This window comes from Streptomyces sp. NPDC006207, assembly GCF_040613835.1.
Taxonomy (GTDB): domain Bacteria; phylum Actinomycetota; class Actinomycetes; order Streptomycetales; family Streptomycetaceae; genus Actinacidiphila.
Window position 1 is genome coordinate 17,073 of sequence record NZ_JBEXSX010000005.1, and the last position, 20,210, is coordinate 37,282.

The window sequence follows — 20,210 nt, forward strand, 5'->3', positions numbered from 1 at the left end:
CCCGCATGGGGGCCAACCCTGATACCCACCGTGCGCGAAACGTGTGACGATCGGGACATGCCAGCCGCCGGACCACCGACCAGCCCACCCAACGGGGCGTCGTACTTCGCGCCGCCGGACCCGGCCGGATCCCCGGTCCGCAAGCTCTACCGCAGCTCCGAGGGCCGGATGATCGGCGGCGTCGCCCGGGGGCTGGCCGGGCACCTCGGACTGCCCGTGGCCTGGGTGCGCGTCGTCTTCGTCGTCCTGGCCACCATCCAGGGCCTGGGCATCCTGCTGTACGCGGTCTTCTGGTTCGTGGTGCCGCTGGGCGTCGGCGGGGTGGTCGAGGCCAAGGAGCCGCGCGACGCCCGCTCCTGGCTCGCCGGGCGCAGGCCGGACCGGGGCCAGATCGTCGCGCTCATCGCGCTCGCCATCGGCCTCGGCATCCTGCTGGACAACCTCAACCTCGGCAGGGCCAACGCCTACGTCTGGCCGCTGCTGCTGATCGGGCTCGGCGTCGCCCTGGTGTGGCGGCAGGCCGACAACGCCCGCCGGGCCCGCTGGGCCGAGCTGAGCCGCCGCAGGAGGCTGCTGCCGTTCGCGCGCGGCGCCGCCGGGGTGATCCTCGTCGGCGTGGGGGTGACCGGCTTCCTCGTCGTGCAGGGCTCGGTCAGCCACCTGGGGACCATCCTCCAGGCCGCGCTCGCCGTCCTGGTCGGCGTGGCGCTGATCGCCGGACCGTACCTCGTGCGCATGACCCAGGACCTGTCGGCCGAGCGTCTGGCCCGCATCCGCGCGCAGGAGCGGGCCGAGGTCGCCGCACACGTCCACGACTCCGTGCTGCACACGCTGACCCTCATCCAGCGGCACGCCGAGGACCCGCGCGAGGTCGCCCGGCTGGCCCGCGCACAGGAACGGGAGCTGCGGGCCTGGCTCTACCGGCCCGAGGGCAACGGCAAGGAGGACGAGCCGGCCACCCTCGCCGAGGCGGTGCGCCGTGCCGCGGCCGAGGTGGAGGACGCGCACGGCGTCCCCGTCGAAGTGGTGTGCGTGGGCGACTGCCCGCTCGACGAACGCCTGGTGGCGCAGATGCAGGCGGCCCGCGAGGCCATGGTCAACGCCGCCAAGTACGGTGGGGACGAGCCCGTGCAGGTGTACGCGGAGGTCGAGGAGAGCAGGGTCTTCGTGTCGGTCCGCGACCGCGGACCCGGCTTCGACCTCGACGACGTACCGTCGGACAGGATGGGCGTCCGGGAGTCCATCATCGGCCGGATGCGGCGCAACGGCGGCGAGGCGCGGCTGCGCTCGGCGCCGGGCGGGGGGACGGAAGTGGAGCTGGAGATGGACAGGGCCCAGGGACCAGGGAGGTCGTCATGAGCACGGAACGACGCGTGAGGGTCGTCCTCGTCGACGACCACCGGATGTTCCGCACCGGGGTGCAGGCCGAGATCGGCGAGACCGAGCGGACCGGGGTCGACGTGGTCGGCGAGGCCGCCGACGTGGACCAGGCGGTGTCCGTCATCACCGCGACGCGGCCCGACGTCGTCCTGCTCGACGTCCACCTGCCCGGCGGCGGCGGGGTCGAGGTCCTCAAGCGCTGCGCGGGCCTCATGGTCGGCGCCGAACACCCCGTGCGCTTCCTGGCGTTGTCGGTCTCCGACGCCGCCGAGGACGTCATCGGGGTGATCCGCGGCGGCGCCCGCGGCTACGTCACCAAGACCATCACCGGCCCCGACCTGGTCAGTTCGGTCTTCCGGGTCGCCGACGGCGACGCCGTCTTCTCACCCCGGCTGGCCGGCTTCGTCCTGGACGCCTTCGCCTCCACCGACGCCCCGCCGGTCGACGAGGACCTGGACCGGCTGACCCAGCGTGAGCGCGAGGTGCTGCGGCTGATCGCGCGCGGCTACGCGTACAAGGAAGTCGCCAAGCAGCTCTACATCTCGGTGAAGACGGTCGAGTCGCACGTCTCGGCGGTGCTGCGCAAGCTGCAGCTCAGCAACCGGCACGAACTCACCCGCTGGGCGACCGCGCGCCGGCTGGTCTGAGGTCCCGCGGCGCGGGCGTCACGCCGGACGCGTGGCGCCCGCGAAGGGCATCTGGTCGACCGGGGCGAGTTTGACGACGTCACCGGTGCGGGGGGCGTGGATCATCATGCCGTTGCCCACGTAGAGGCCGACGTGGCTGATCCCCGAGTAGAAGAACACCAGGTCGCCGGGCTCCAGTTGGGAACGGGAGATCCGGGTGCCCGCGTTGATCTGGGTGTACGTCGTGCGCGGCAGGGAGACCCCGGCCGACCGCCAGGCGGCCTGCGTGAAGCCCGAGCAGTCGTACGCCGAGGGCCCGGTGGCGCCCCAGACGTAGGGCAGGCCGAGGGAGCCGTAGGCGAAGGAGACGGCACGGGCGGCGCGTGCGTTGGGGGCGGCCGCGGGCGCCAGCCCGGCGCGGGAGCCGGTGGCGCTGCGGCCGGCGCGGGCCGGGTCGGCGGAACCGTGGCCCCCGGAGGACAGCACCTCGGCGCGCTCGGCGGCGGTGAGACGGCCGAGCAGCTGCCGCGCGGAGGCCAGGCGCTGCTCCACGGTGTGCTTGTGGCGGGCGAGTTCGGCGCGGGTGCCGCGCAGTTCCGCCAGCTCGCCCTCGGTCTCGGTGCGCAGCTGCTCGATGCCCCGCCGCTGGGCCGACAGGGCGCGCAGCGCGGCGTTCTGGCGGCTGCTCATCCGGTCCAGCATCCCGGCGCGCTCCAGGTAGTCGCCGGGGGAGGAGGCGAGGGCCAGCTGGACGGCGGGGTCGATGCCGCCGCTGCGGTACTGGGCGGTGGCGAGGGAGCCGAGGCCGTCGCGGGTGACGTTGAGCCGTTCGGTCCTGCGGGCGAGTTCGTCCTGGAGGCGCTCGATCCGCCCGGTGGCCGTGTCCGCCTTCTCCTTCGTTCCGTTGTACCGCTCGGTGGCCTGCTCAGCCTCCTCGTACAGCCGGTCCACCCGGGCCCTGGCCTCGTCCGTGGTCAGCCGGGGTTCGGCGTGCCCGGCCTCCCCGAACACCGTCACGGAGGCCGCGCCCGCCAGGGCGAGACCGGCTGCGGTGCGCGCGGTCGTGCCTGCCAGGCCGCGTTCCTTGGGCCTTCTGTGCGACGCCACGCGCCGTCACTCCTTCCGGGCTGTCCGTACGCCCCCCTGCGGTCCGGCGGCGGGCGGACGGGGAGCCGTCCACCGCCGGACCTTCGGCGGGGGCGGCCGTGCCGGGGACGGGGTCCTCGCGGCAGTGGGGATCGGCCACCTGGGGCAGGACGCTAAACCTGGACGCCGTGAGCGGGCTCCGGACTGTGCGGGACTGGTCCGATTCGGCCGCGGACTGCCCGCGGATGACCGCTGTTCGACGGGTGACCTGGTCACTTGCGGTCCGGCCGTGACCGATATGACGGAAGAGGGCGACCTCGGTGCCGAGTGCTGGTACGAGCCTGACTAGGGTCCTGAGCCATGGACGTACTCATCAACCTGATCGTCGGCCTGCACATCATCGGCATCGCCGCGCTGCTGGGCGGCTTCCTCACCCAGATGAAGGCCATGGGCCGCGGCGAGGCCCGGTTCGTGCCGGGCATGCTGCACGGCGCACTGACCATGCTGGTCACGGGCGCGCTGCTGGTCGGCCTCAACCAGGCCGACGACCAGCCGGTCAACAACGTCAAGATCGGCGTGAAGCTCGCGATCCTGGTGGTGATCCTCGGCCTGGTCTACGTCAAGCGGGACGAGGAGAAGGTGCCGGCGGCGGCCTTCGGCACCGTGGGTGCGCTGACCACCGCCAACATCTTCATCGCGGTGCTGTGGACCTGAGCCCGGCCGAGGCGACGGGCCGGGCGGGGGCTCAGGCCATCCGGGCGTAGCCGTAGATCGGCATCTCCGTGATCGGGGCGATCTTCACCACGGTCCCGGTGTGGGGGGCGTGGATCATCTGGCCGCCGCCGATGTAGAGGCCGACGTGGGTGACGTCCGAGTAGAAGAAGACCAGGTCGCCGGGTTGCAGCTGGTCGGCGGTGACGCGGCTGCCGAAGTCGACCTGGTCGTAGGTGACGCGGGGGATCGAGACGCCCGCGGCGCCCCAGGCGGCCTGGGTCAGGCCCGAGCAGTCGTAGGAGTTGGGGCCGGTGGCGCCGTACACGTACGGCTTGCCCAGCTGGGCGCGCGCGAACTCGATCGCCTTGGCCGCCTTGGCGGCGTAGGTGCCGGACACCGGGGCCGTCGAGCCCGACCCCCCGGCCGCCTCCTGCGCGGCCTTCTCCTTGGCGGCGATCTCCGCGGCCTTCGCGGCGGCCTCCTCCTGCCGCTTCTTCTCCAGCGCCGCCAGCCGTGCCTTCTCCTGGGCGGTGAGGCTGTTCAGCAGCTTCTGCGCCGCGGCGAGCTTCTGCTTGACCGTGGTCTTCTCCGCGTTCAGCCGCCGCTGCGCGTCCGTCAGCTTCTGCAGGCTCTCGACCGCCTCGGCGCGCTTGGCCGTCGTCTCCGCCTGTTCGGAGCGGAAGGTCTCCAGCGCGTGCTCCTGGCGGTCGGACAGGCGGTTCATCAGGTGCGCCTGGTCCAGGAACTGCTGCGGGTCGGAGGTGAGCAGGAAGCTCGTCGTCCCGTCCAGGCCGCCGCCCCGGTATTGCGCCGCGGCGTACTCGCCGATGGTGCGGCGGGCGGAGTTGAGCGTCTCGGTCCTGCGGGCCACCTGGTCCAGCAGCGCGTCGGCGCGCGCCCGCTGCTGCTCGGTCTGCTCCTTGGCGCCGTTGTAGCGCTCGGTGGCGGCCTCGGCCTGGTGGTGGAGCTTGTCGACCTGGGCCTTGACCTCGGTGATGGAGGGCTTGTCGGGTGAGGCGGGCGCCGCGCTCGCGCTCTCGCCGAAGAGGGTGACGGTCGCCAGCGCGGCGGTCGTGAGCCCCACCGCGGCCCGGGGGCCGGGGACGGTCAGCGCGCGCGGGCGCGGCTTGCGGTGCGTCGCCAAGTCAGGCGGCTCCTTCCGTGGACCGCCTACCGGGTTAGCTGTCGGGTTCGGGCTTCGGAAGGCCGCCCTACGGGCCGTGCGGGCGCGCTGCGCTCGTACGGACCGATTCACCCCAAGGTCGTGGGTCCCCGGCTCCGGCGGTCGCCGGACTCAGCGGAGGCGGCCCGTGACGGCACGGTCGCCGCCGCATGGAGCGGACCGCCTGATGCGGCACGGTAGTCAACTGCGGGGGTCCGTGGGAACCCTGGTGTTCGAATTGTCCGCAATCATTTCGTGACCTTCACCATGCGGGGCCGCCACGGGCCGCCACGGACGGCCACGGGCGGCGACGGGCCGTGCCGCGGAGGGCTCGGGCTCGGGCTGGGGCGCGGGCTGGGGCAAGCGGCGCACCGCTGTCCGTCCCACGCCCTAGACTCGGGAGGCGATGAGCAGCCTCTTTGACGACAGCTTCCTGGCCGGCCTCGAACCGAGGGAGGAGGAGCCCCCGCCGCCTCCCGAGGACGAGCCCGACACGGCTCCCGACGACCTCTTCGAGGGGCGCTTCGACGCGCCCGTCGACCGGGACGCGTACTACCGGGACGGCGCCCCCCGCCCGGTCGTCGACCCGTCCGCGCTGCTGGAGGGGCTCAACGAGCAGCAGCGTGCCGCCGTCGAGCACACCGGCTCCCCGCTGCTCATCGTCGCCGGTGCCGGCTCGGGCAAGACCCGGGTGCTCACCCACCGCATCGCGTACCTGCTGGGTGCCCGCAAGGTGCACCCCGGCCAGATCCTGGCGATCACCTTCACCAACAAGGCCGCCGGGGAGATGAAGGAGCGGGTCGAGCAGCTGGTCGGCCCGCGCGCCAACGTGATGTGGGTCTCCACCTTCCACAGCGCGTGCGTCCGCATCCTGCGCCGGGAGTCCAAGAGGCTCGGCTTCACCTCGAGCTTCTCGATCTACGACGCGGCCGACTCCAAGCGGCTGATGGCCCTGGTCTGCCGCGACCTGGACCTGGACCCCAAGCAGTTCCCGCCGAAGTCCTTCAGCGCCAAGGTCTCCAACCTCAAGAACGAGCTCATCGACGAGGAGACCTTCGCCGACCAGGCCGAGAACCCCTTCGAGAAGAAGCTCGCCGAGGCCTACGCGATGTACCAGTCGCGGCTGCGCGAGGCCAACGCGCTCGACTTCGACGACATCATCATGACCACGGTCAACCTGCTCCAGGCCTTCCCGGACGTCGCCGAGCACTACCGGCGCCGGTTCCGGCACGTCCTGGTCGACGAGTACCAGGACACCAACCACGCCCAGTACACCCTGGTGCGCGAGCTGGTCGGGACCGGTGACGCGGACGAGGGCGGCGAGGGGCCCGCCGAGCTGTGCGTGGTCGGTGACGCCGACCAGAGCATCTACGCCTTCCGCGGTGCCACGATCCGCAACATCCTCCAGTTCGAGGAGGACTACCCGCAGGCCCGCACGATCCTGCTGGAGCAGAACTACCGCTCCACCCAGAACATCCTGACCGCCGCCAACGCCGTCATCGAGCGCAACGCCTCCCGCCGCCCCAAGAACCTGTGGACGGAGGCCGGCCAGGGCCCGGTCATCACCGGCTACGTCGCCGACCAGGAGCACGACGAGGCGCAGTTCATCGCCGACGAGATCGACCGGCTCACCGACGCCGGCGACGCCCGCCCCGGCGAGGTCGCGGTCTTCTACCGGACCAACGCGCAGTCCCGTGTCTTCGAAGAGGTCTTCATCCGCGTCGGCCTGCCCTACAAGGTCGTCGGCGGTGTCCGCTTCTACGAGCGCAAGGAGGTCCGGGACGTCCTGGCCTACCTGCGCGTGCTCGCCAACCCCGAGGACACCGTCCCGCTGCGCCGCATCCTCAACGTGCCCAAGCGCGGCATCGGGGAGCGCGCCGAGGCCATGGTCGACGCCCTGGCCTCGCGCGAGCGGATCTCCTTCGCCGCCGCGCTGCGCCGGGTCGACGAGGCCTTCGGCATGGCGTCGCGCTCGGTCAACGCCGTCAAGCGCTTCAACGAGCTCCTGGAGGAGCTGCGCACGGTCGTCGACTCCGGCGCCGGCCCCGCCACCGTCCTGGAGGCCGTGCTGGAGCGCACGGGTTACCTGGCCGAGCTGCAGGCCTCCACCGACCCGCAGGACGAGACCCGCATCGAGAACCTTCAGGAACTCGCGGCGGTGGCACTGGAGTTCGAGCAGGAGCGCACCGAGGAGGAGCCCGGCACGCTCGCGGAGTTCCTGGAGCGGGTCGCGCTGGTCGCCGACTCCGACCAGATCCCGGACGACGACGAGGGCGGCGGCGTCATAACGCTGATGACCCTGCACACCGCCAAGGGCCTGGAGTTCCCGGTGGTCTTCCTGACCGGCATGGAGGACGGGGTCTTCCCGCATATGCGCGCGCTCGGCCAGACCAAGGAGCTGGAGGAGGAGCGGCGGCTCGCCTACGTCGGCATCACGCGGGCGCGGCAGCGGCTGTACGTGACGCGGTCGACCATGCGCAGCGCCTGGGGCCAGCCCTCGTACAACCCGCCCTCGCGCTTCCTGGAGGAGATCCCGGAGCCGCTCATCGACTGGAAGCGCACGGGCGCCTCCGCGGCACCCTCCGCCTCGGTGTCGGCGGCGGCCTCGATGCTGTCGCGTTCCCCGTCGAAGAGCGGGCCCTCCGGATTCGCGACGCGGCGCACCCAGGACCGCCCGGTCATCTCGCTGGCGGTCGGTGACCGGGTCACGCACGACACGTTCGGGCTGGGCACGGTCGTCGCGGTCGACGGCAGCGGGGAGAAGGCCAAGGCCACCATCGACTTCGGCGACGAGCGGCCGAAGGTGTTGCTGCTGCGGTACGCGCCGGTGGAGAAGCTCTAGCGGGCTTCAGGAACGGTCCTCGCCCGGGCCTCGTCCGGGCCGGGCCCGGTTCCGGGACCGCTTCCGGCCCCGGTCCCGCTCCGGCGGGGCCCGCCCGGGCTCAGCGCGGGTCGATCCCGTGCTTCAGCAGCCACTGCAGCGGGTCGATGGCCGCGCCGCCCGCGGGACGCACCTCGAAGTGGAGGTGCGGCCCGGTGGAGTTGCCCGAGTTGCCGGAATAGGCGATGACCTCGCCGGCCTTGACCGAGCCCGAGCGGATCTTGGTGCTGCTCAGGTGGCAGTACCAGGTCTCGGTGCCGTCGGGGGCGGTCACTATCGCCATGTTGCCGTAGGCGCTGTTCCACTGGGTGCGCACGACGCCGTCGGTCGCGGCCATCACCGGCGTGCCGTAGTCCACCGGGAAGTCGATGCCGGTGTGGACCGACATCCAGTTCACGCCCGCCTGACCGAAGTAGGCGCTCAGGCCGTGCTGCTTGACCGGGAGCAGGAACTTGGGGCGCAGCTGCTCCTTGAGGGCCGCCTCCGCCGCCTTCTTCGCGCGCTCCAGCGCCTGGCGCTCCTTGAGGTCGATGCGCTCCTGGTTGCGGCTGGCCCGGTCGGTGAAGTCGTCGACGTCCCGGTTCACGCCGGCGAGCTGCTGGTCGAGCTTCGTGGTCGGGGCGTTGGCCGCCTCGGGCACGCCGTCGGCCTGGGTGCGGCTGCTGTCGGGGTCGTCGGTGTTGACGGTGACGGCGGCCGCGCAGGCGACGCCCATCACCGCCACGGAGGGGACGGCGACGGTGAGCAGGGCGGAGCGCCGGGCCGGGCGGCGCCGACGGCTCCCGACGCCGTTCCCGCTGCGCGGGCGCGGCAGGGCGGCCGGGGCGGCGCCGTCCTCGGCGTCGTGCTCCGGGTCCGCCTCCGCGTCGTCCTCGGCGGTGTCGTGGGCGTCGGGCTCGTAGGGCTCGTACTGCTCGGCCTCGTACGACTCCGGCTCGTACTGGTCGGCCTCGTAGTGCTCCTGGGTGTACGTCCCGGTCCCGTACCGGTCCGGCTGCTCGTAGGCGGCGGGCTCGGGAGCGTGGGCGTGAGCGGCCTCGGGCTCCTCGTAGGCGGTGTGGACGGCCGTGTGCTCGTACTGCGGGTAGTCGTAGGCCGCCGCCTGCTGCGCCTGCGTGGCGTCCGGGTACCAGGTGCCGGTGGCCGTGCCGACGTGGTCGCCGTAGGCGGCGGTGCCGGCGGCCTGCCCCGAGGGCCAGTAGCCGGTCGAGGTGGTGTCGTACGAGACGGTGGCGTAGGACCCCGTGTCGTAGGCGGGGTAGCCCTGGCAGGAGCCGAAGAGTGGATCGTCATCCGCGTGAGCGGCGCCCATGGGCGCGTAGGAGGCGTCGGAATGCCCCTCGTACCCATAGCCGCTGTACTCGGGGGCGTACCCCGCCGGATGACGGTCGTTCACCGCTTCTCTTTCGCCTCGGCAGCAGGAGAATTAGCGGCGACTGTATCCCCCAGCGGGCGACGCCCACAATCTTCGGCGGGATTCGGGTATCCCCGATGCCTTGTGTTCGATGGCCTTTCGATGCTTATGGGGGCAAGGCCGTCAGGCGGCGTCCACGGCGCCCGACGCCAGCTCCTCGCCCAGCAGCGCCTGCCGGATGCCGGCGGCGATGGCCGCGTGGACCGGCATGGTCAGATGCCCGACCCCCGCGACGTGGACGTTGCGGGCGATGAGGTCCGGGTGGTCGAGGCGGGCGGCCTCGACCGGGCTCATCAGCTCGTCCAGATCGCTCCAGAACGCCACGAAACGGGTATGGCAGCCGGTCGCCGGCTTGGCCAGTTCCTCGATGAGGTCGGAGTTGGGCCGCATCTGGCGGACGATCGGGTGCGGGTTCAGCAGGGGCGCGGCGCGGGTCCCGGCGTGCGGGGTGCCCAGGGTGACCACGGTGCGCACCCGTGTGTCGCCGCCCAGGCGCTGGGCGTAGTAGCGGGCGATGAGCCCACCGAGGCTGTGGCCCACGATGTCCACCTGGCGGTGCCCCGTCTGCTCGCAGATCTGTTCGACGTGGCGTCCGAGGAGGGCCGCCGCCGTACGGATGTCGCAGGTCAGCGGCGAGTAGTTGAGCGCCTGCACATGCGGCCAGCCGTGCCGTCGCAGCGACCGGCGGAGCATCGCGAACACCGAACGGTTGTCCACGAAGCCGTGCAGCAGGAGCACCGGGGGATGGCTGCGGCCGGCGGTGGGGAGGCGTGGCGGCGCCTCGGAGTCGCCGGCCGCCGACTGCGGCCCGCGCTCCTGGAAGATTCCGGTCGGGTAGAGGAAAACGTGACCGGTCAGGATGGCGATCTCGATCGCCGCGGCTCGTACGTAGGCCGCCTGGCGCACCAAGCGGTCTCCGACACCGAAAGACAGGACGCCCATGGCCTACCTCCCGTGGGCACACGGAGACGGCCCTGTCCCCCGTGCGCCGAGAACGCGACGGCCCGTGTCGCCTGCTGAACGAAGGACGGCCACGGGCCGAACGCGTTTCTAACGTGAACGTGTCCCATGTGTGATTTCCCCCTCGGGGCCCTTCGTGAAACTGTCCGCACGGGGGATGCTGGCGATAACGTTCGTTCACACATGTGCCCGCTGAGCGCAGCAATCGTGTATGGAGGCAGCGATGGGAGTGTCCGGACCGATCCGTGTGGTGGTCGCCAAGCCGGGCCTGGACGGCCACGACCGCGGGGCCAAGGTCATCGCGCGAGCGCTGCGGGACGCCGGCATGGAGGTCATCTACACCGGTCTCCACCAGACGCCCGAGCAGATCGTGGACACCGCGATCCAGGAGGACGCCGACGCCGTCGGGCTGTCCATCCTCTCCGGAGCCCACATGACGCTGTTCGCCAAGGTGATCGAGCTGCTCCGGGAGCGTGACGCGGAGGACATCAAGGTGTTCGGCGGCGGGATCATCCCCGAGGACGACATCGCCCCGCTGCGGGAACTGGGCGTGGCCGCGATCTTCACCCCGGGCACGTCGACCGGCGACGTCGTCACCTGGGTGAACGACAACATCCGCCATCCGGCCGAAGCCTGATCGTCACGGGCGGCGGTGCGGGCCCTTCGCTCGGACCGCCGCCCGCTCCCGGTAGCCCGCTCCCGGTCGCCGGCTCAGGCGAGCTCCGCCAGCATCGCGGCCCGCAGGCGCAAGGTGCCGACCAGTCGCTGGAAGGCCTCCGCCCAGTACGCCCCGGCGCCCGGTGAGGTGTCGGCGGACTCGGCCGGCATCGCGGCCAGCGGGGCCGCCCGGTCGGCCTCCGCGGGGTCCATGCACCGTTCGGCCAGGCCCATCACCCCGCTGAAGCTCCACGGGTAGCTGCCCGCGTCCCGCGCGATGTCCAGCGCGTCCACCACCGCCGCCCCCAGCGGCTCGGCCCAGGGCACGGCGCAGACCGCGAGCATCTGGAACGCCTCCGACAGGCCGTGCGCCGCGATGAAGCGGGCCACCCACTCCGCCCGTTCCGGGGCCGGGAGGATCGACAGCAGCTTCGCCGGGTCCCCGACGGGGCTGACCGCCGTCGCGGGCGCCGGGGTGGGCCCCAGCAGGGCGCGTGCCCAGGCCGTGTCCCCCTGGCGCACCGCGGCCCGGCACCACGCCGCGTGCAGATCCGCCTGCCAGTCGTCCGCGACCGGCAGCGCGATGATCTCCTCCGGCGTCCGGCCGGCGAACCGCTCCCGCCACGTGACGAGCGGCGCCGCGTCCACCACCTGGCCGAACCACCACGCCCGCTCCCCGCGCCCGGCGGGCGGTATCGCCACCACGCCGTCGCGCTCCATGGCCGCGTCGCACTCGTACGGCGCCTCCACCCCGATCCGGCCGCCTCCCGGGTCCCACGCGACGCACGTCCTGGCCCGTGCGGCCATCCGGGCGGCGAGGGCGGAGCCGGGGAGGGCCGACAGCAGTTCCGCGGCGGTGGCCCGCACGTTGCGGCTGCGGTCGGTGAGGGCCTGCTCCAGGAACGGCTCGTCCTGCGGCGACAGGCCCTCGCGGAGCGAGTCCAGGAACATCAGCCGGTCCTCGGCGCGCTCCGCGGCCCATCCCGAGCGCAGCAGCTCCAGCGCCTGCCGCGGATCGCGGGCCCGCAGCCGGGACAGCAAGGCCACCCGTTCGGCGAACAGCCCCTCCTCCCACAGCGTCCGCACGGCGCCCGGGTCACCGGTGTCCGGCACGACGCCCGGCGCCCCGGCGCGCAGCGCGAACCGCCAGTCGGCGTTCAGCTCCGCCAGCCACAGCCCGCGCGGTCCCGCCAGCGCCAGGGCGTCCGGCCGCAGGTCGGTGCGTGCGCGGGCGGCGTCCAGCAGCGCGGGCAGCAGCTCCGGCGGGGCCGCCCAGCCGCGGGCGTTGGCCACGGCGAGCCACTGGGGCAGCAGCTCGGCGAGGTTGGGGGCGGCGCCACGCCGGCTGCCCCCGCCGCCCCCGGCCGAGCGGTCCGCCAGCAGCAGGGACAGGCGCCGTCGCGCCGCCTCGGGCAGCGGCGGCCGCGGGTCGTGGGGCGTCGTGGCCGGCCGTGCCCCCGCCGTTGCCGGCCGTGCTCCGGCGCGGCGCCGTACGACGGCGAGCGCGGCGGAGTCCAGCAGCTCCTCGGGTGCGCCGCCCCTGCGGTCGGTGCCGAGGAGCGCGGTGCCGACCAGGTCGGCCCAGGTCGTCGTCATCGGTCCTCCTTCGTCGTCGTCTCCGTGCGGCCGCCCGCGGGAGCCCGGCCGGGATCACACCGTCAGCGGCACCGGCTCCGCGCCCGCGCCGGCCCAGGCCGTGAACGGCCGGAAGCCCTGGTGGCCGAGCTCGCCGAACACCGTCACCGGGTGGCCGCCGGAGACCGCCGCCAGGCGCCACAGCCCCGCTCCGGCACCGGCGCCGCCCGCCGCGACCGGGACGGCGTCGCTGCCGTCCGCGTCCGCCACCTGCCAGCCCGTCCCGCCCGGTATCGGCACGACGCCGGCGAGCACGACCGGCCAGGCGTCCAGCCACGGGTCGTCGGCCAGGGCCTCCCCGTACGCGCCGAGTGCCGCGGCGACCGGCACGCCCGGCGGCACATGGCCGGGCAGTGGCGTGTCGTGCCGCGGCCCGAGCACCGCCCGCAGCGGACGGGCCCCCGGGTGGAAGGCCAGCTCCGCGTCGAGGCCGAGGCCGACCGGCAGTGCGGGCTCCGGCGCCCGGCCCGCGGCCCCGAAGGACAGCAGCAGCGCGGTACGGCCGGTGGCCTCCCCGTGCAGCCAGGTCCTGCGGGTGGTGAGACGGTCGTCGGCGGTGTCGTGCCGCGCCAGGACCAGCCAGCGGTCCCGCACCGTCGGCCCCGCGAGGAGCTCCGCCGAGTCCACCGTGAAGCCGACCCGGGACCGGACGGTGGCCGCCAGCGGCGCGGGCAGCGCGTCCTGCCGCAGACAGCCTCGGGCCAGCAGATGCAGCAGCGCCGTCTCCTCCAGCAGTCGCGACGGCCAGTCGCCCCCCGACCCCGCCAGCGCGCCCAGCTCGCGCACCCGCGAGGCGAGCCCGGGAGCCTGGGCGTCGACCATGCGGGCGGCCGTCTCGTCCCACCGCCGGTACCCCTCGCGGTCCGCTCCCGCCAGGCCGTCCCGCAGCAGATCCGCCAGCCGTCGCTCCAGCTCCGTTGCGCCGGCGGCCACCCGCCCCGCCCGGCGCTCGGCCCGCCTGCGCGCCGCCTCCGGGTCACCGCCACCGGACGTGCCGCGCCCGCCCGGGGGCGTCCGCTCCTCGCGCGCGCGGCGTGCGTCCAGCCACTCGGTGACCCAGTCGGGCCGGCCGCCCCCGTGTGCGGCCGGCCCGACCTCGCCCCCCGCCCACAGCAGGAGCAGCGCGAGCGCGTGCTTGCACGGGAACTTGCGGCTGGGGCAGCCGCAGCTGAAGGCGGGCCCCGCGGTGTCGACCACCGTCTGGTACGGCGTGCCGCCGCTGCCCGCGCACAGCCCCCACACCGCCGTGCCCGAGGACCCCGTCCCGGACCAGCGGGCGGCCGTCGCCAGCGCCGTCCCGGCCTTGCGCGACGACGCGTCGGGCGCGAGTGCCAGGACCTGGTCGGCGGTCCACCGCTCCGTCCGCTGTCCGTCCATCCCGTCCATGGCCACGACGCTACGGGCAGGCACTGACAAACCGCCCTGAGCTGCGGGTTCCTGACGGCGGGACGGGATTGTCAGTGGGGTGCGCGATGGTGGGAACGCGGACGCCCCGCGGGGGGCTGACGGGGCGTCCGCGCCATCCGCTCCGCGTGAGAACAGGGGAGAACCATGTCCGTGGACACCGCACTCCGGCCGCACGCCGAAGACGCGTTCGCCCATGAGCTCAAGGCTCTCGCGGCGGCCGACGACCGGCCGCGCCCGGCCCGGTGGAACCTGTCGCCGTGGGCGGTCGCCACGTACCTGCTCGGCGGCGAGCTGCCCGACGGCACGGCCGTCAGCCCCAAGTACGTGGGTCCACGGCGGATCGTGGAGGTCGCGGTCAGCACGCTCGCGACCGACCGGGCGCTGCTGCTGCTCGGTGTCCCGGGCACCGCGAAGACCTGGGTCTCCGAACACCTCGCCGCCGCCGTCAGCGGTGACTCCACGCTGCTCGTGCAGGGCACCGCGGGCACGCCCGAGGAGGCCATCCGCTACGGGTGGAACTACGCCCGGCTGCTCACCGACGGGCCGAGCCCGGAGGCCCTGGTCCCGAGCCCGGTCATGCGGGCGATGGCCGAGGGGCGCATCGCCCGCGTGGAGGAGCTGACCCGCGTCCCCGCGGACGTCCAGGACACCCTCATCACCATCCTCTCGGAGAAGACGCTTCCGATACCGGAGCTGGGCACCGAGACCCAGGCGGTGCGCGGGTTCAACCTGATCGCGACCGCCAACGACCGGGACCGCGGCGTCAACGAGCTGTCCAGCGCACTGCGCCGGCGCTTCAACACGGTCGTGCTGCCGCTGCCCGCGACCGTGGAGGAGGAGGTCGACATCGTCAGCCGCCGCGTCGGCCAGCTCGGGCGCTCGCTGGAACTGCCGGCCGCCCCGGAGGGCGCGGACGAGATCCGGCGGGTGGTCACCGTCTTCCGTGAACTGCGCGGCGGAGTCACCGCCGACGGGCGCACGAAGGTGAAGTCCCCCTCCGGCACGCTCTCCACGGCCGAGGCGATCTCCGTGGTGACCAACGGGCTCGCCCTGGCCGCACACTTCGGCGACGGCGTGCTGCGCGCCGGGGACGTCGCCGCCGGGCTGCTCGGCGCGGTGGTCCGCGACCCGGCCGCCGACCGCGTGGTCTGGCAGGAGTACCTGGAGACCGTCGTCCGCGAGCGGGAGGGCTGGAAGGACTTCTACCGCGCCTGCCGAGAGGTGACCCCGTGACCGCCGTGACCGCCGCGGAGGGGGTGGCGCTGCTGGGGGTGCGGCACCACGGCCCCGGGTCGGCGCGCGGCGTGCGGGCCGCGCTCGACCGGCTGCAGCCGGGGATCGTGCTCGTCGAGGGCCCGCCGGAGGCGGACGCGGTGCTGGCGCTCGCCGCCGATCCCGGGATGCGGCCGCCGGTCGCGCTGCTCGCCCACGTCGTCGACGAGCCGTCCCGGGCCGGCTTCTGGCCCTTCGCCGAGTTCTCCCCCGAGTGGGAGGCGATCCGCTGGGCGGCCGGACGCGAGGTGCCGGTGCGCTTCATCGACCTGCCCGCCGCGCACTCGCTCCTGCTCCGCGACGAGCGAGGAGAGGGAGAGGGAGAGGGAAGGGGAGAGGAAGAGGGGGGAGAAGGAGAGGCGGAGGCGGCGCACGCGCGCATCGACCCGCTCGCGGTGCTGGCGCGCACGGCCGGCCACGACGACCCGGAGCGGTGGTGGGAGGACGCCGTCGAGCACCGCGGCCGGGACGGCGAGGGGGGCGGCGACCCGCTGGCCGCGTTCGGGGCGCTCGCCGAGGCCATGGGCGCGCTGCGCGAGACCTACGGTGACGGCGGGCACCCGCAGGACGCGGTGCGCGAGGCCCACATGCGGCTGCGGATACGGGAGGCGCGCCGCGCGCACGCGAGCGTGGCCGTGGTGTGCGGGGCCTGGCACGTGCCCGCGCTCGCCGGGGACGGCCGGGTCACCGCCGACCGGGCCCTGCTCAAGGGCCTGCCCAAGGCGAAGGTGGAGGTCACCTGGGTGCCCTGGACGCACCGCAGGCTCTCCCGGACCAGTGGCTACGGGGCGGGCGTCGACTCCCCCGGCTGGTACCGCCATCTGTTCACCTCGACCGACCGGCCCGTCGCCCGGTGGATGACCAAGGTCGCCGGCCTGCTCCGCGAGGAGGACCTCCCGGTCTCCTCCGCGCACGTCATCGAGGCGGTACGGCTCGCCGGCACCCTCGCGGCCCTGCGCGGCCGTCCGCTGCCCGGGCTCGGCGAGACCACGGACGCGGTACGGGCGGTGATGTGCGACGGATCTGACGTGCCGCTGGCGCTGATCCGGGACCGGCTGGTGGTGGGGGACGTGCTGGGCGAGGTCCCCGAGGGTGCGCCGGCGGTGCCCCTCGCCCGCGACCTGGCGCGTGAGCAGCGCAGGCTGCGGATCAAGCCGGAGGCCCTGGAGAGGGAGGTGGACCTGGACCTGCGCAAGGACACCGACGCCGGACGCAGCCGCCTGCTGCACCGGCTGCGGATGCTCGGCGTCGGCTGGGGCGAGCCGAGCCGGTCCCGCACGGCCGCCACCGGCACCTTCCGCGAGAGCTGGCGGCTGCGCTGGGAGCCGGAGCTCGCGGTGGCGGTCGCGGAGGCCGGGGTGTGGGGCACCACGGTGGAGTCCGCGGCCACCGCCCGGGCCGAGGAAGCGGCGGTGAACGCGGGGGCGCTCGCCGAGGTGACGGGCCTCGCCGAACGCTGCCTGCTCGCTGGGCTGGCCGACGCCCTGCCGACGGTGATGCGGGTGCTCGCCGACCGTGCGGCGCTCGACGTGGACGTCGCGCACCTCGCCCAGGCACTGCCCGCGCTGGTGCGCTCCCTCCGCTACGGCGACGTGCGGGGCACGGACGCGGGGGCGCTGCGCGAGGTCGCCGAGGGGCTCGCGGAGCGCGTCTGCGTCGGGCTCCCGCCCGCGTGCGCGGGGCTCGACGCGGACGGCGCCGCCGAGATGCGCGCTCATGTCACGGAGGTGCAGCGGGCCCTGGTCCTGCTCGGCGACGACGCGCTGCGCGACCGCTGGGCCGGTGTGCTGCGGCGGCTGGCCGTGCGCGACCGCGGCGTACCGGGGCTGCTGCGGGGCAGCGCCGCACGGCTGCTCCTCGACGACGCGCGCCTGGAGCCCGGGGAGGTGGCCCGGCTGATGGGGCTCGCCCTGTCGCACGGCACGGCGCCGCAGGAGGCGGCCGCCTGGGTCGAGGGCTTCCTCGCCGGGGGCGGGATGCTGCTGGTCCACGACGAGCGGCTGCTCGCGCTGGTCGACGGCTGGCTGTCCGGGGTGCCGGCGGCCGCCTTCGACGACGTGCTGCCGCTGCTGCGGCGGACCTTCGGCGGCTTCGACCCGGGGGCGCGGCGCGCGGTGGGGGAGCTGGTGCGGCGCGGCCCGGGAGGCGGGGGAGCGGACGGCGGGGCGGCGGGGGAGGGCCTGCCGGGCTTCGCTCCGGGGCTCGACGAGGAACGGGCGGAGGCGGCGCTGTCCACGCTACGGCTGCTGCTCGGGTCCGGCGGAGAGGACGGGGGCCGCGACGCATGACGGACACGGGCACGGACACAGGCACAGGCACGGGCGCGGACGCCGACGAGCGGCTGCGGCGCTGGCGGATGGTGCTCGGCGGCGGACCCGCCGACGGCACGGGCCGGCGGCTCACCGGCCGGGACGCGGCGATGGACCAGGCACTGGAGGCGCTGTACGGCGGCGCCCCGCACGGCGGGGGCGGTGCACCGCCCCCGCGGAGCGCCGGGCTGGGCGGCTCGGCGCCCCAGATCGCGCGCTGGCTGGGGGACATCCGCAGGTACTTCCCCAGCAGCGTCGTCCAGGTGATGCAGCGCGACGCGATCGACCGGCTCGGGCTGTCCGCGCTGCTGCTGGAACCGGAGATGCTGGAGGCGGTCGAGGCCGACGTCCACCTGGTCGGCACGCTGCTCTCGCTGAACAAGGTGATGCCCGGGACGACGAAGGAGACGGCGCGGGCGGTGGTCCGCAAGGTCGTGGAGGACCTGGAGCGGCGCCTGGCTACCCGGACCCGGGCCACCCTCACCGGCGCGCTGGACCGTTCGGCGCGGGTCCACCGCCCGCGGCACCGGGACATCGACTGGGACCGTACGATCCGTGCCAACCTCCGGCACTACCTGCCCGAGCACGGCACCGTCGTCCCCGAACGGCTGATCGGCCACGGCCGGGCCTCGCAGGCGGTGCGCAAGGACGTCGTGCTCTGCGTCGACCAGTCGGGCTCGATGGCGGCCTCCGTGGTCTACGCGTCCGTCTTCGGCGCCGTGCTCGCCTCCCTGCGCAGCATCGACACTCGGCTGGTCGTCTTCGACACGGCGGTCGCCGACCTGACGGACCATCTGGACGACCCCGTCGACGTGCTGTTCGGTACCCAGCTCGGCGGCGGCACCGACATCAACCGGGCGCTGGCCTACTGCCAGTCCCTCATCACCCGGCCCGCCGAGACCGTCGTCGTCCTCGTCAGCGACCTGTACGAGGGCGGCATACGCGACGGGATGCTCAAGCGGGTCGCGGCGATGAAGGCGTCCGGTGTGCAGTTCGTGGCACTGCTGGCGCTGTCGGACGAGGGCGCGCCCTCCTACGACCGCGAGCACGCGGCGGCGCTCGCGGAGCTGGGGGCGCCCGCGTTCGCCTGCACCCCGGATCTCTTCCCCGAGGTCATGGCGGCCGCCATCGAGAAGCGGCCGCTGCCCGTGCCCGAGCCTGCCCCTGGAGGGTGACGCCGGGACCGGGCGGCTGGGAGCAGCCTCGCCACCCTCGGTGAGCGGACCTCGTCCCGGCGGACCCCGCTCCGGCGGCCGCCGCCGGGGCGACCCGCCCATGTCCCCGCCGCCGCGGGAACCCCCCGAACGGCTGGTCTGTGACCGTTCTCACCGCTCTCGCGCCATCTCGGATTTACCCGTGCCGCCCGCGCGGCGATAACCTGCGAGACGGACATGCCGCGTGCTCGGCCGACGTGTGCGCCCCCCGTACGGCCGTTCGTATGGTTCGTTACGAAGACGTCAGCGACGACCCGCCCCGGCACGCAGACAACGAACCGCGATAACCAAGGACGGACGCGCGTGGACCTGTTCGAGTACCAGGCGAGGGACCTCTTCGCCAAGCACGGTGTACCGGTGCTGGCCGGTGAAGTCATCGAAACGCCTGAGGCGGCGCGCGAGGTCGCGGAGCGGCTCGGCGGCAAGGCTGTCGTCAAGGCACAGGTGAAGACCGGTGGCCGTGGCAAGGCCGGCGGCGTGAAGGTGGCGTCGGACCCCGAGGACGCGGTGGCCAAGGCCGGTCAGATCCTCGGCATGGACATCAAGGGCCACACGGTCCACAAGGTCATGCTGGCCGAGCTGGCCCCGGAGATCGCCTCCGAGTACTACGTCTCCTTCCTCCTCGACCGCGCCAACCGGACGTTCCTGGCGATCGCGTCCGTCGAGGGCGGCATGGAGATCGAGGAGGTGGCGGCGACCAACCCGGCGGCCGTCGCCCAGATCCCGGTGGACGCCATCGAGGGCGTGACCCCGCAGAAGGCCCGCGAGATCGTCGAGGCGGCCGCCTTCCCGGCCGACGTCGCCGACCAGGTCACCGAGATCCTGCAGACCCTGTGGAAGACCTTCATCTCCGAGGACGCGCTCCTCGTCGAGGTCAACCCGCTCGCCAAGGTCGCCGACGGCCGCGTCATCGCGCTCGACGGCAAGGTCTCGCTGGACGAGAACGCCGACTTCCGCCAGCCGGAGCACGAGGCGCTGGTCGACCACGCCGCCGCCAACCCGCTGGAGGCCGCGGCCAAGGCCAAGGGCCTCAACTACGTCAAGCTCGAGGGCGAGGTCGGCATCATCGGCAACGGCGCGGGTCTCGTCATGAGCACCCTGGACGTCGTCGCCTACGCCGGTGAGGGCCACGGCAACGTCAAGCCCGCCAACTTCCTCGACATCGGCGGTGGCGCCTCCGCCGAGGTGATGGCCAACGGCCTCGAGATCATCCTGGGCGACCCGGACGTCAAGTCCGTCTTCGTCAACGTCTTCGGCGGCATCACCGCCTGCGACGCGGTCGCCAACGGCATCGTCCAGGCCCTGGAGCTGCTGAAGTCCAAGGGCGAAGAGGTCACCAAGCCGCTCGTCGTCCGTCTGGACGGCAACAACGCGGAGCTCGGTCGGCAGATCCTGACCGACGCCAACCACCCGCTGGTCGAGCAGGTCGACACCATGGACGGCGCCGCGGAGCGCGCCGCCGAGCTGGCTGCGAAGTAAGGGACAGGTCACCA

Annotated in this window: 15 protein-coding genes and 1 riboswitch; of the genes, 9 read left to right on the forward strand and 6 right to left on the reverse strand. The window is 73.9% G+C overall.

Translation table 11 applies throughout. The features are described 5' to 3' along the window. The first annotated feature begins 57 nt into the window (after positions 1-57). Both ABZ312_RS05095 and ABZ312_RS05100 read left to right on the forward strand, forming a co-directional pair. On the forward strand, positions 58-1,359 hold the full coding sequence (locus tag ABZ312_RS05095; RefSeq protein WP_499513501.1) for a PspC domain-containing protein: 1,302 nt from the start codon (positions 58-60) through the stop codon (positions 1,357-1,359). Further along, on the forward strand, positions 1,356-2,027 hold the full coding sequence (locus ABZ312_RS05100) for a LuxR C-terminal-related transcriptional regulator (RefSeq protein ID WP_499513502.1): 672 nt from the start codon (positions 1,356-1,358) through the stop codon (positions 2,025-2,027). Before ABZ312_RS05095 ends, ABZ312_RS05100 begins: the two co-directional genes overlap by 4 nt. An 18-nt stretch (positions 2,028-2,045) precedes the next feature. On the opposite strand, the gene ABZ312_RS05105 is transcribed toward ABZ312_RS05100, so the two are convergent. Beyond that, positions 2,046-3,113 carry a C40 family peptidase gene (locus ABZ312_RS05105; protein ID WP_500328060.1) on the reverse strand — a complete coding sequence of 356 codons (1,068 nt, stop codon included), beginning with the start codon at positions 3,111-3,113 and terminating at the stop codon, positions 2,046-2,048. A 339-nt stretch (positions 3,114-3,452) separates the two neighbouring features. Between ABZ312_RS05105 and ABZ312_RS05110 the strand changes: the two genes are divergently transcribed. Continuing rightward, positions 3,453-3,806 carry a hypothetical protein gene (locus ABZ312_RS05110; protein WP_500328059.1) on the forward strand — a complete coding sequence of 118 codons (354 nt, stop codon included), beginning with the start codon at positions 3,453-3,455 and terminating at the stop codon, positions 3,804-3,806. A 31-nt stretch (positions 3,807-3,837) separates the two neighbouring features. Here the strand turns inward: ABZ312_RS05110 and ABZ312_RS05115 are convergent, their stop codons facing one another. Further along, positions 3,838-4,950 carry a C40 family peptidase gene (locus ABZ312_RS05115; RefSeq protein WP_500328058.1) on the reverse strand — a complete coding sequence of 371 codons (1,113 nt, stop codon included), beginning with the start codon at positions 4,948-4,950 and terminating at the stop codon, positions 3,838-3,840. Positions 4,951-4,958: 8 nt separating this feature from the next. Next, positions 4,959-5,116: riboswitch (cyclic di-AMP (ydaO/yuaA leader) on the reverse strand. A 258-nt stretch (positions 5,117-5,374) separates the two neighbouring features. Between ABZ312_RS05115 and pcrA the strand changes: the two genes are divergently transcribed. Beyond that, entirely contained in the window at positions 5,375-7,810 is a 2,436-nt protein-coding gene (gene pcrA / locus ABZ312_RS05120; RefSeq protein WP_500328056.1) for a DNA helicase PcrA, read from the forward strand. A gap of 100 nt (positions 7,811-7,910) precedes the next feature. Here the strand turns inward: pcrA and ABZ312_RS05125 are convergent, their stop codons facing one another. Both ABZ312_RS05125 and ABZ312_RS05130 read right to left on the reverse strand, forming a co-directional pair. After that, positions 7,911-9,245, reverse strand: coding sequence for a M23 family metallopeptidase (locus ABZ312_RS05125; RefSeq protein ID WP_500436506.1), 1,335 nt, complete (start codon positions 9,243-9,245; stop codon positions 7,911-7,913). Between the two features lie 141 nt (positions 9,246-9,386). Next, a complete protein-coding gene (locus ABZ312_RS05130) occupies positions 9,387-10,205 on the reverse strand; it encodes an esterase/lipase family protein (RefSeq protein WP_500436508.1) in 819 nt (272 codons plus the stop codon). Positions 10,206-10,446: 241 nt separating this feature from the next. On the opposite strand from ABZ312_RS05130, the gene icmB reads away from it, so the two are divergent. Continuing rightward, positions 10,447-10,860 (forward strand): coenzyme B12-dependent isobutyryl CoA mutase small subunit, encoded by a 414-nt coding sequence (icmB, locus tag ABZ312_RS05135; RefSeq protein WP_500328053.1) that lies wholly within the window; start codon positions 10,447-10,449, stop codon positions 10,858-10,860. 74 nt (positions 10,861-10,934) lie between these two features. On the opposite strand, the gene ABZ312_RS05140 is transcribed toward icmB, so the two are convergent. Both ABZ312_RS05140 and ABZ312_RS05145 read right to left on the reverse strand, forming a co-directional pair. Then, a complete protein-coding gene (locus ABZ312_RS05140; protein WP_500436510.1) occupies positions 10,935-12,476 on the reverse strand; it encodes a DUF5691 domain-containing protein in 1,542 nt (513 codons plus the stop codon). A gap of 54 nt (positions 12,477-12,530) precedes the next feature. Next, the gene (locus ABZ312_RS05145) at positions 12,531-13,901 is read right to left on the reverse strand and encodes an SWIM zinc finger family protein (protein ID WP_500332125.1); all 1,371 of its coding nucleotides are present in this window, start codon (positions 13,899-13,901) and stop codon (positions 12,531-12,533) included. A 165-nt stretch (positions 13,902-14,066) separates the two neighbouring features. Here ABZ312_RS05145 and ABZ312_RS05150 point away from each other — a divergent pair, with 165 nt between their 5' ends. The 4 genes from ABZ312_RS05150 (at position 14,067) to sucC (ending at position 20,196) form a co-directional block, all read left to right on the forward strand. Continuing rightward, a complete protein-coding gene (locus ABZ312_RS05150; RefSeq protein ID WP_500332126.1) occupies positions 14,067-15,155 on the forward strand; it encodes an ATP-binding protein in 1,089 nt (362 codons plus the stop codon). Between the two features lie 5 nt (positions 15,156-15,160). Next, positions 15,161-17,482 carry a DUF5682 family protein gene (locus ABZ312_RS05155; protein WP_500436598.1) on the forward strand — a complete coding sequence of 774 codons (2,322 nt, stop codon included), beginning with the start codon at positions 15,161-15,163 and terminating at the stop codon, positions 17,480-17,482. Then, a complete protein-coding gene (locus ABZ312_RS05160; protein ID WP_500332127.1) occupies positions 17,479-18,678 on the forward strand; it encodes a vWA domain-containing protein in 1,200 nt (399 codons plus the stop codon). Before ABZ312_RS05155 ends, ABZ312_RS05160 begins: the two co-directional genes overlap by 4 nt. A gap of 342 nt (positions 18,679-19,020) precedes the next feature. Then, complete coding sequence (gene sucC / locus ABZ312_RS05165) at positions 19,021-20,196, forward strand: ADP-forming succinate--CoA ligase subunit beta (protein WP_500332128.1); 1,176 nt, start codon at positions 19,021-19,023, stop codon at positions 20,194-20,196. The last annotated feature ends 14 nt before the right edge of the window (positions 20,197-20,210 follow it).

Bases quoted from the DNA above. Each gene is read 5' to 3' on its own strand.
- ABZ312_RS05095 (WP_499513501.1), top strand. From the start codon at position 58: ATGCCAGCCGCCGGACCACCGACCAGCCCACCCAACGGGGCGTCGTAC.
- ABZ312_RS05100 (WP_499513502.1), top strand. From the start codon at position 1,356: ATGAGCACGGAACGACGCGTGAGGGTCGTCCTCGTCGACGACCACCGG.
- ABZ312_RS05110 (WP_500328059.1), top strand. From the start codon at position 3,453: ATGGACGTACTCATCAACCTGATCGTCGGCCTGCACATCATCGGCATC.
- pcrA (WP_500328056.1), top strand. From the start codon at position 5,375: ATGAGCAGCCTCTTTGACGACAGCTTCCTGGCCGGCCTCGAACCGAGG.
- ABZ312_RS05130 (WP_500436508.1), bottom strand. From the start codon at position 10,205: ATGGGCGTCCTGTCTTTCGGTGTCGGAGACCGCTTGGTGCGCCAGGCG.
- icmB (WP_500328053.1), top strand. From the start codon at position 10,447: ATGGGAGTGTCCGGACCGATCCGTGTGGTGGTCGCCAAGCCGGGCCTG.
- ABZ312_RS05140 (WP_500436510.1), bottom strand. From the start codon at position 12,476: ATGACGACGACCTGGGCCGACCTGGTCGGCACCGCGCTCCTCGGCACC.
- ABZ312_RS05145 (WP_500332125.1), bottom strand. From the start codon at position 13,901: ATGGACGGGATGGACGGACAGCGGACGGAGCGGTGGACCGCCGACCAG.
- ABZ312_RS05150 (WP_500332126.1), top strand. From the start codon at position 14,067: ATGTCCGTGGACACCGCACTCCGGCCGCACGCCGAAGACGCGTTCGCC.
- ABZ312_RS05160 (WP_500332127.1), top strand. From the start codon at position 17,479: ATGACGGACACGGGCACGGACACAGGCACAGGCACGGGCGCGGACGCC.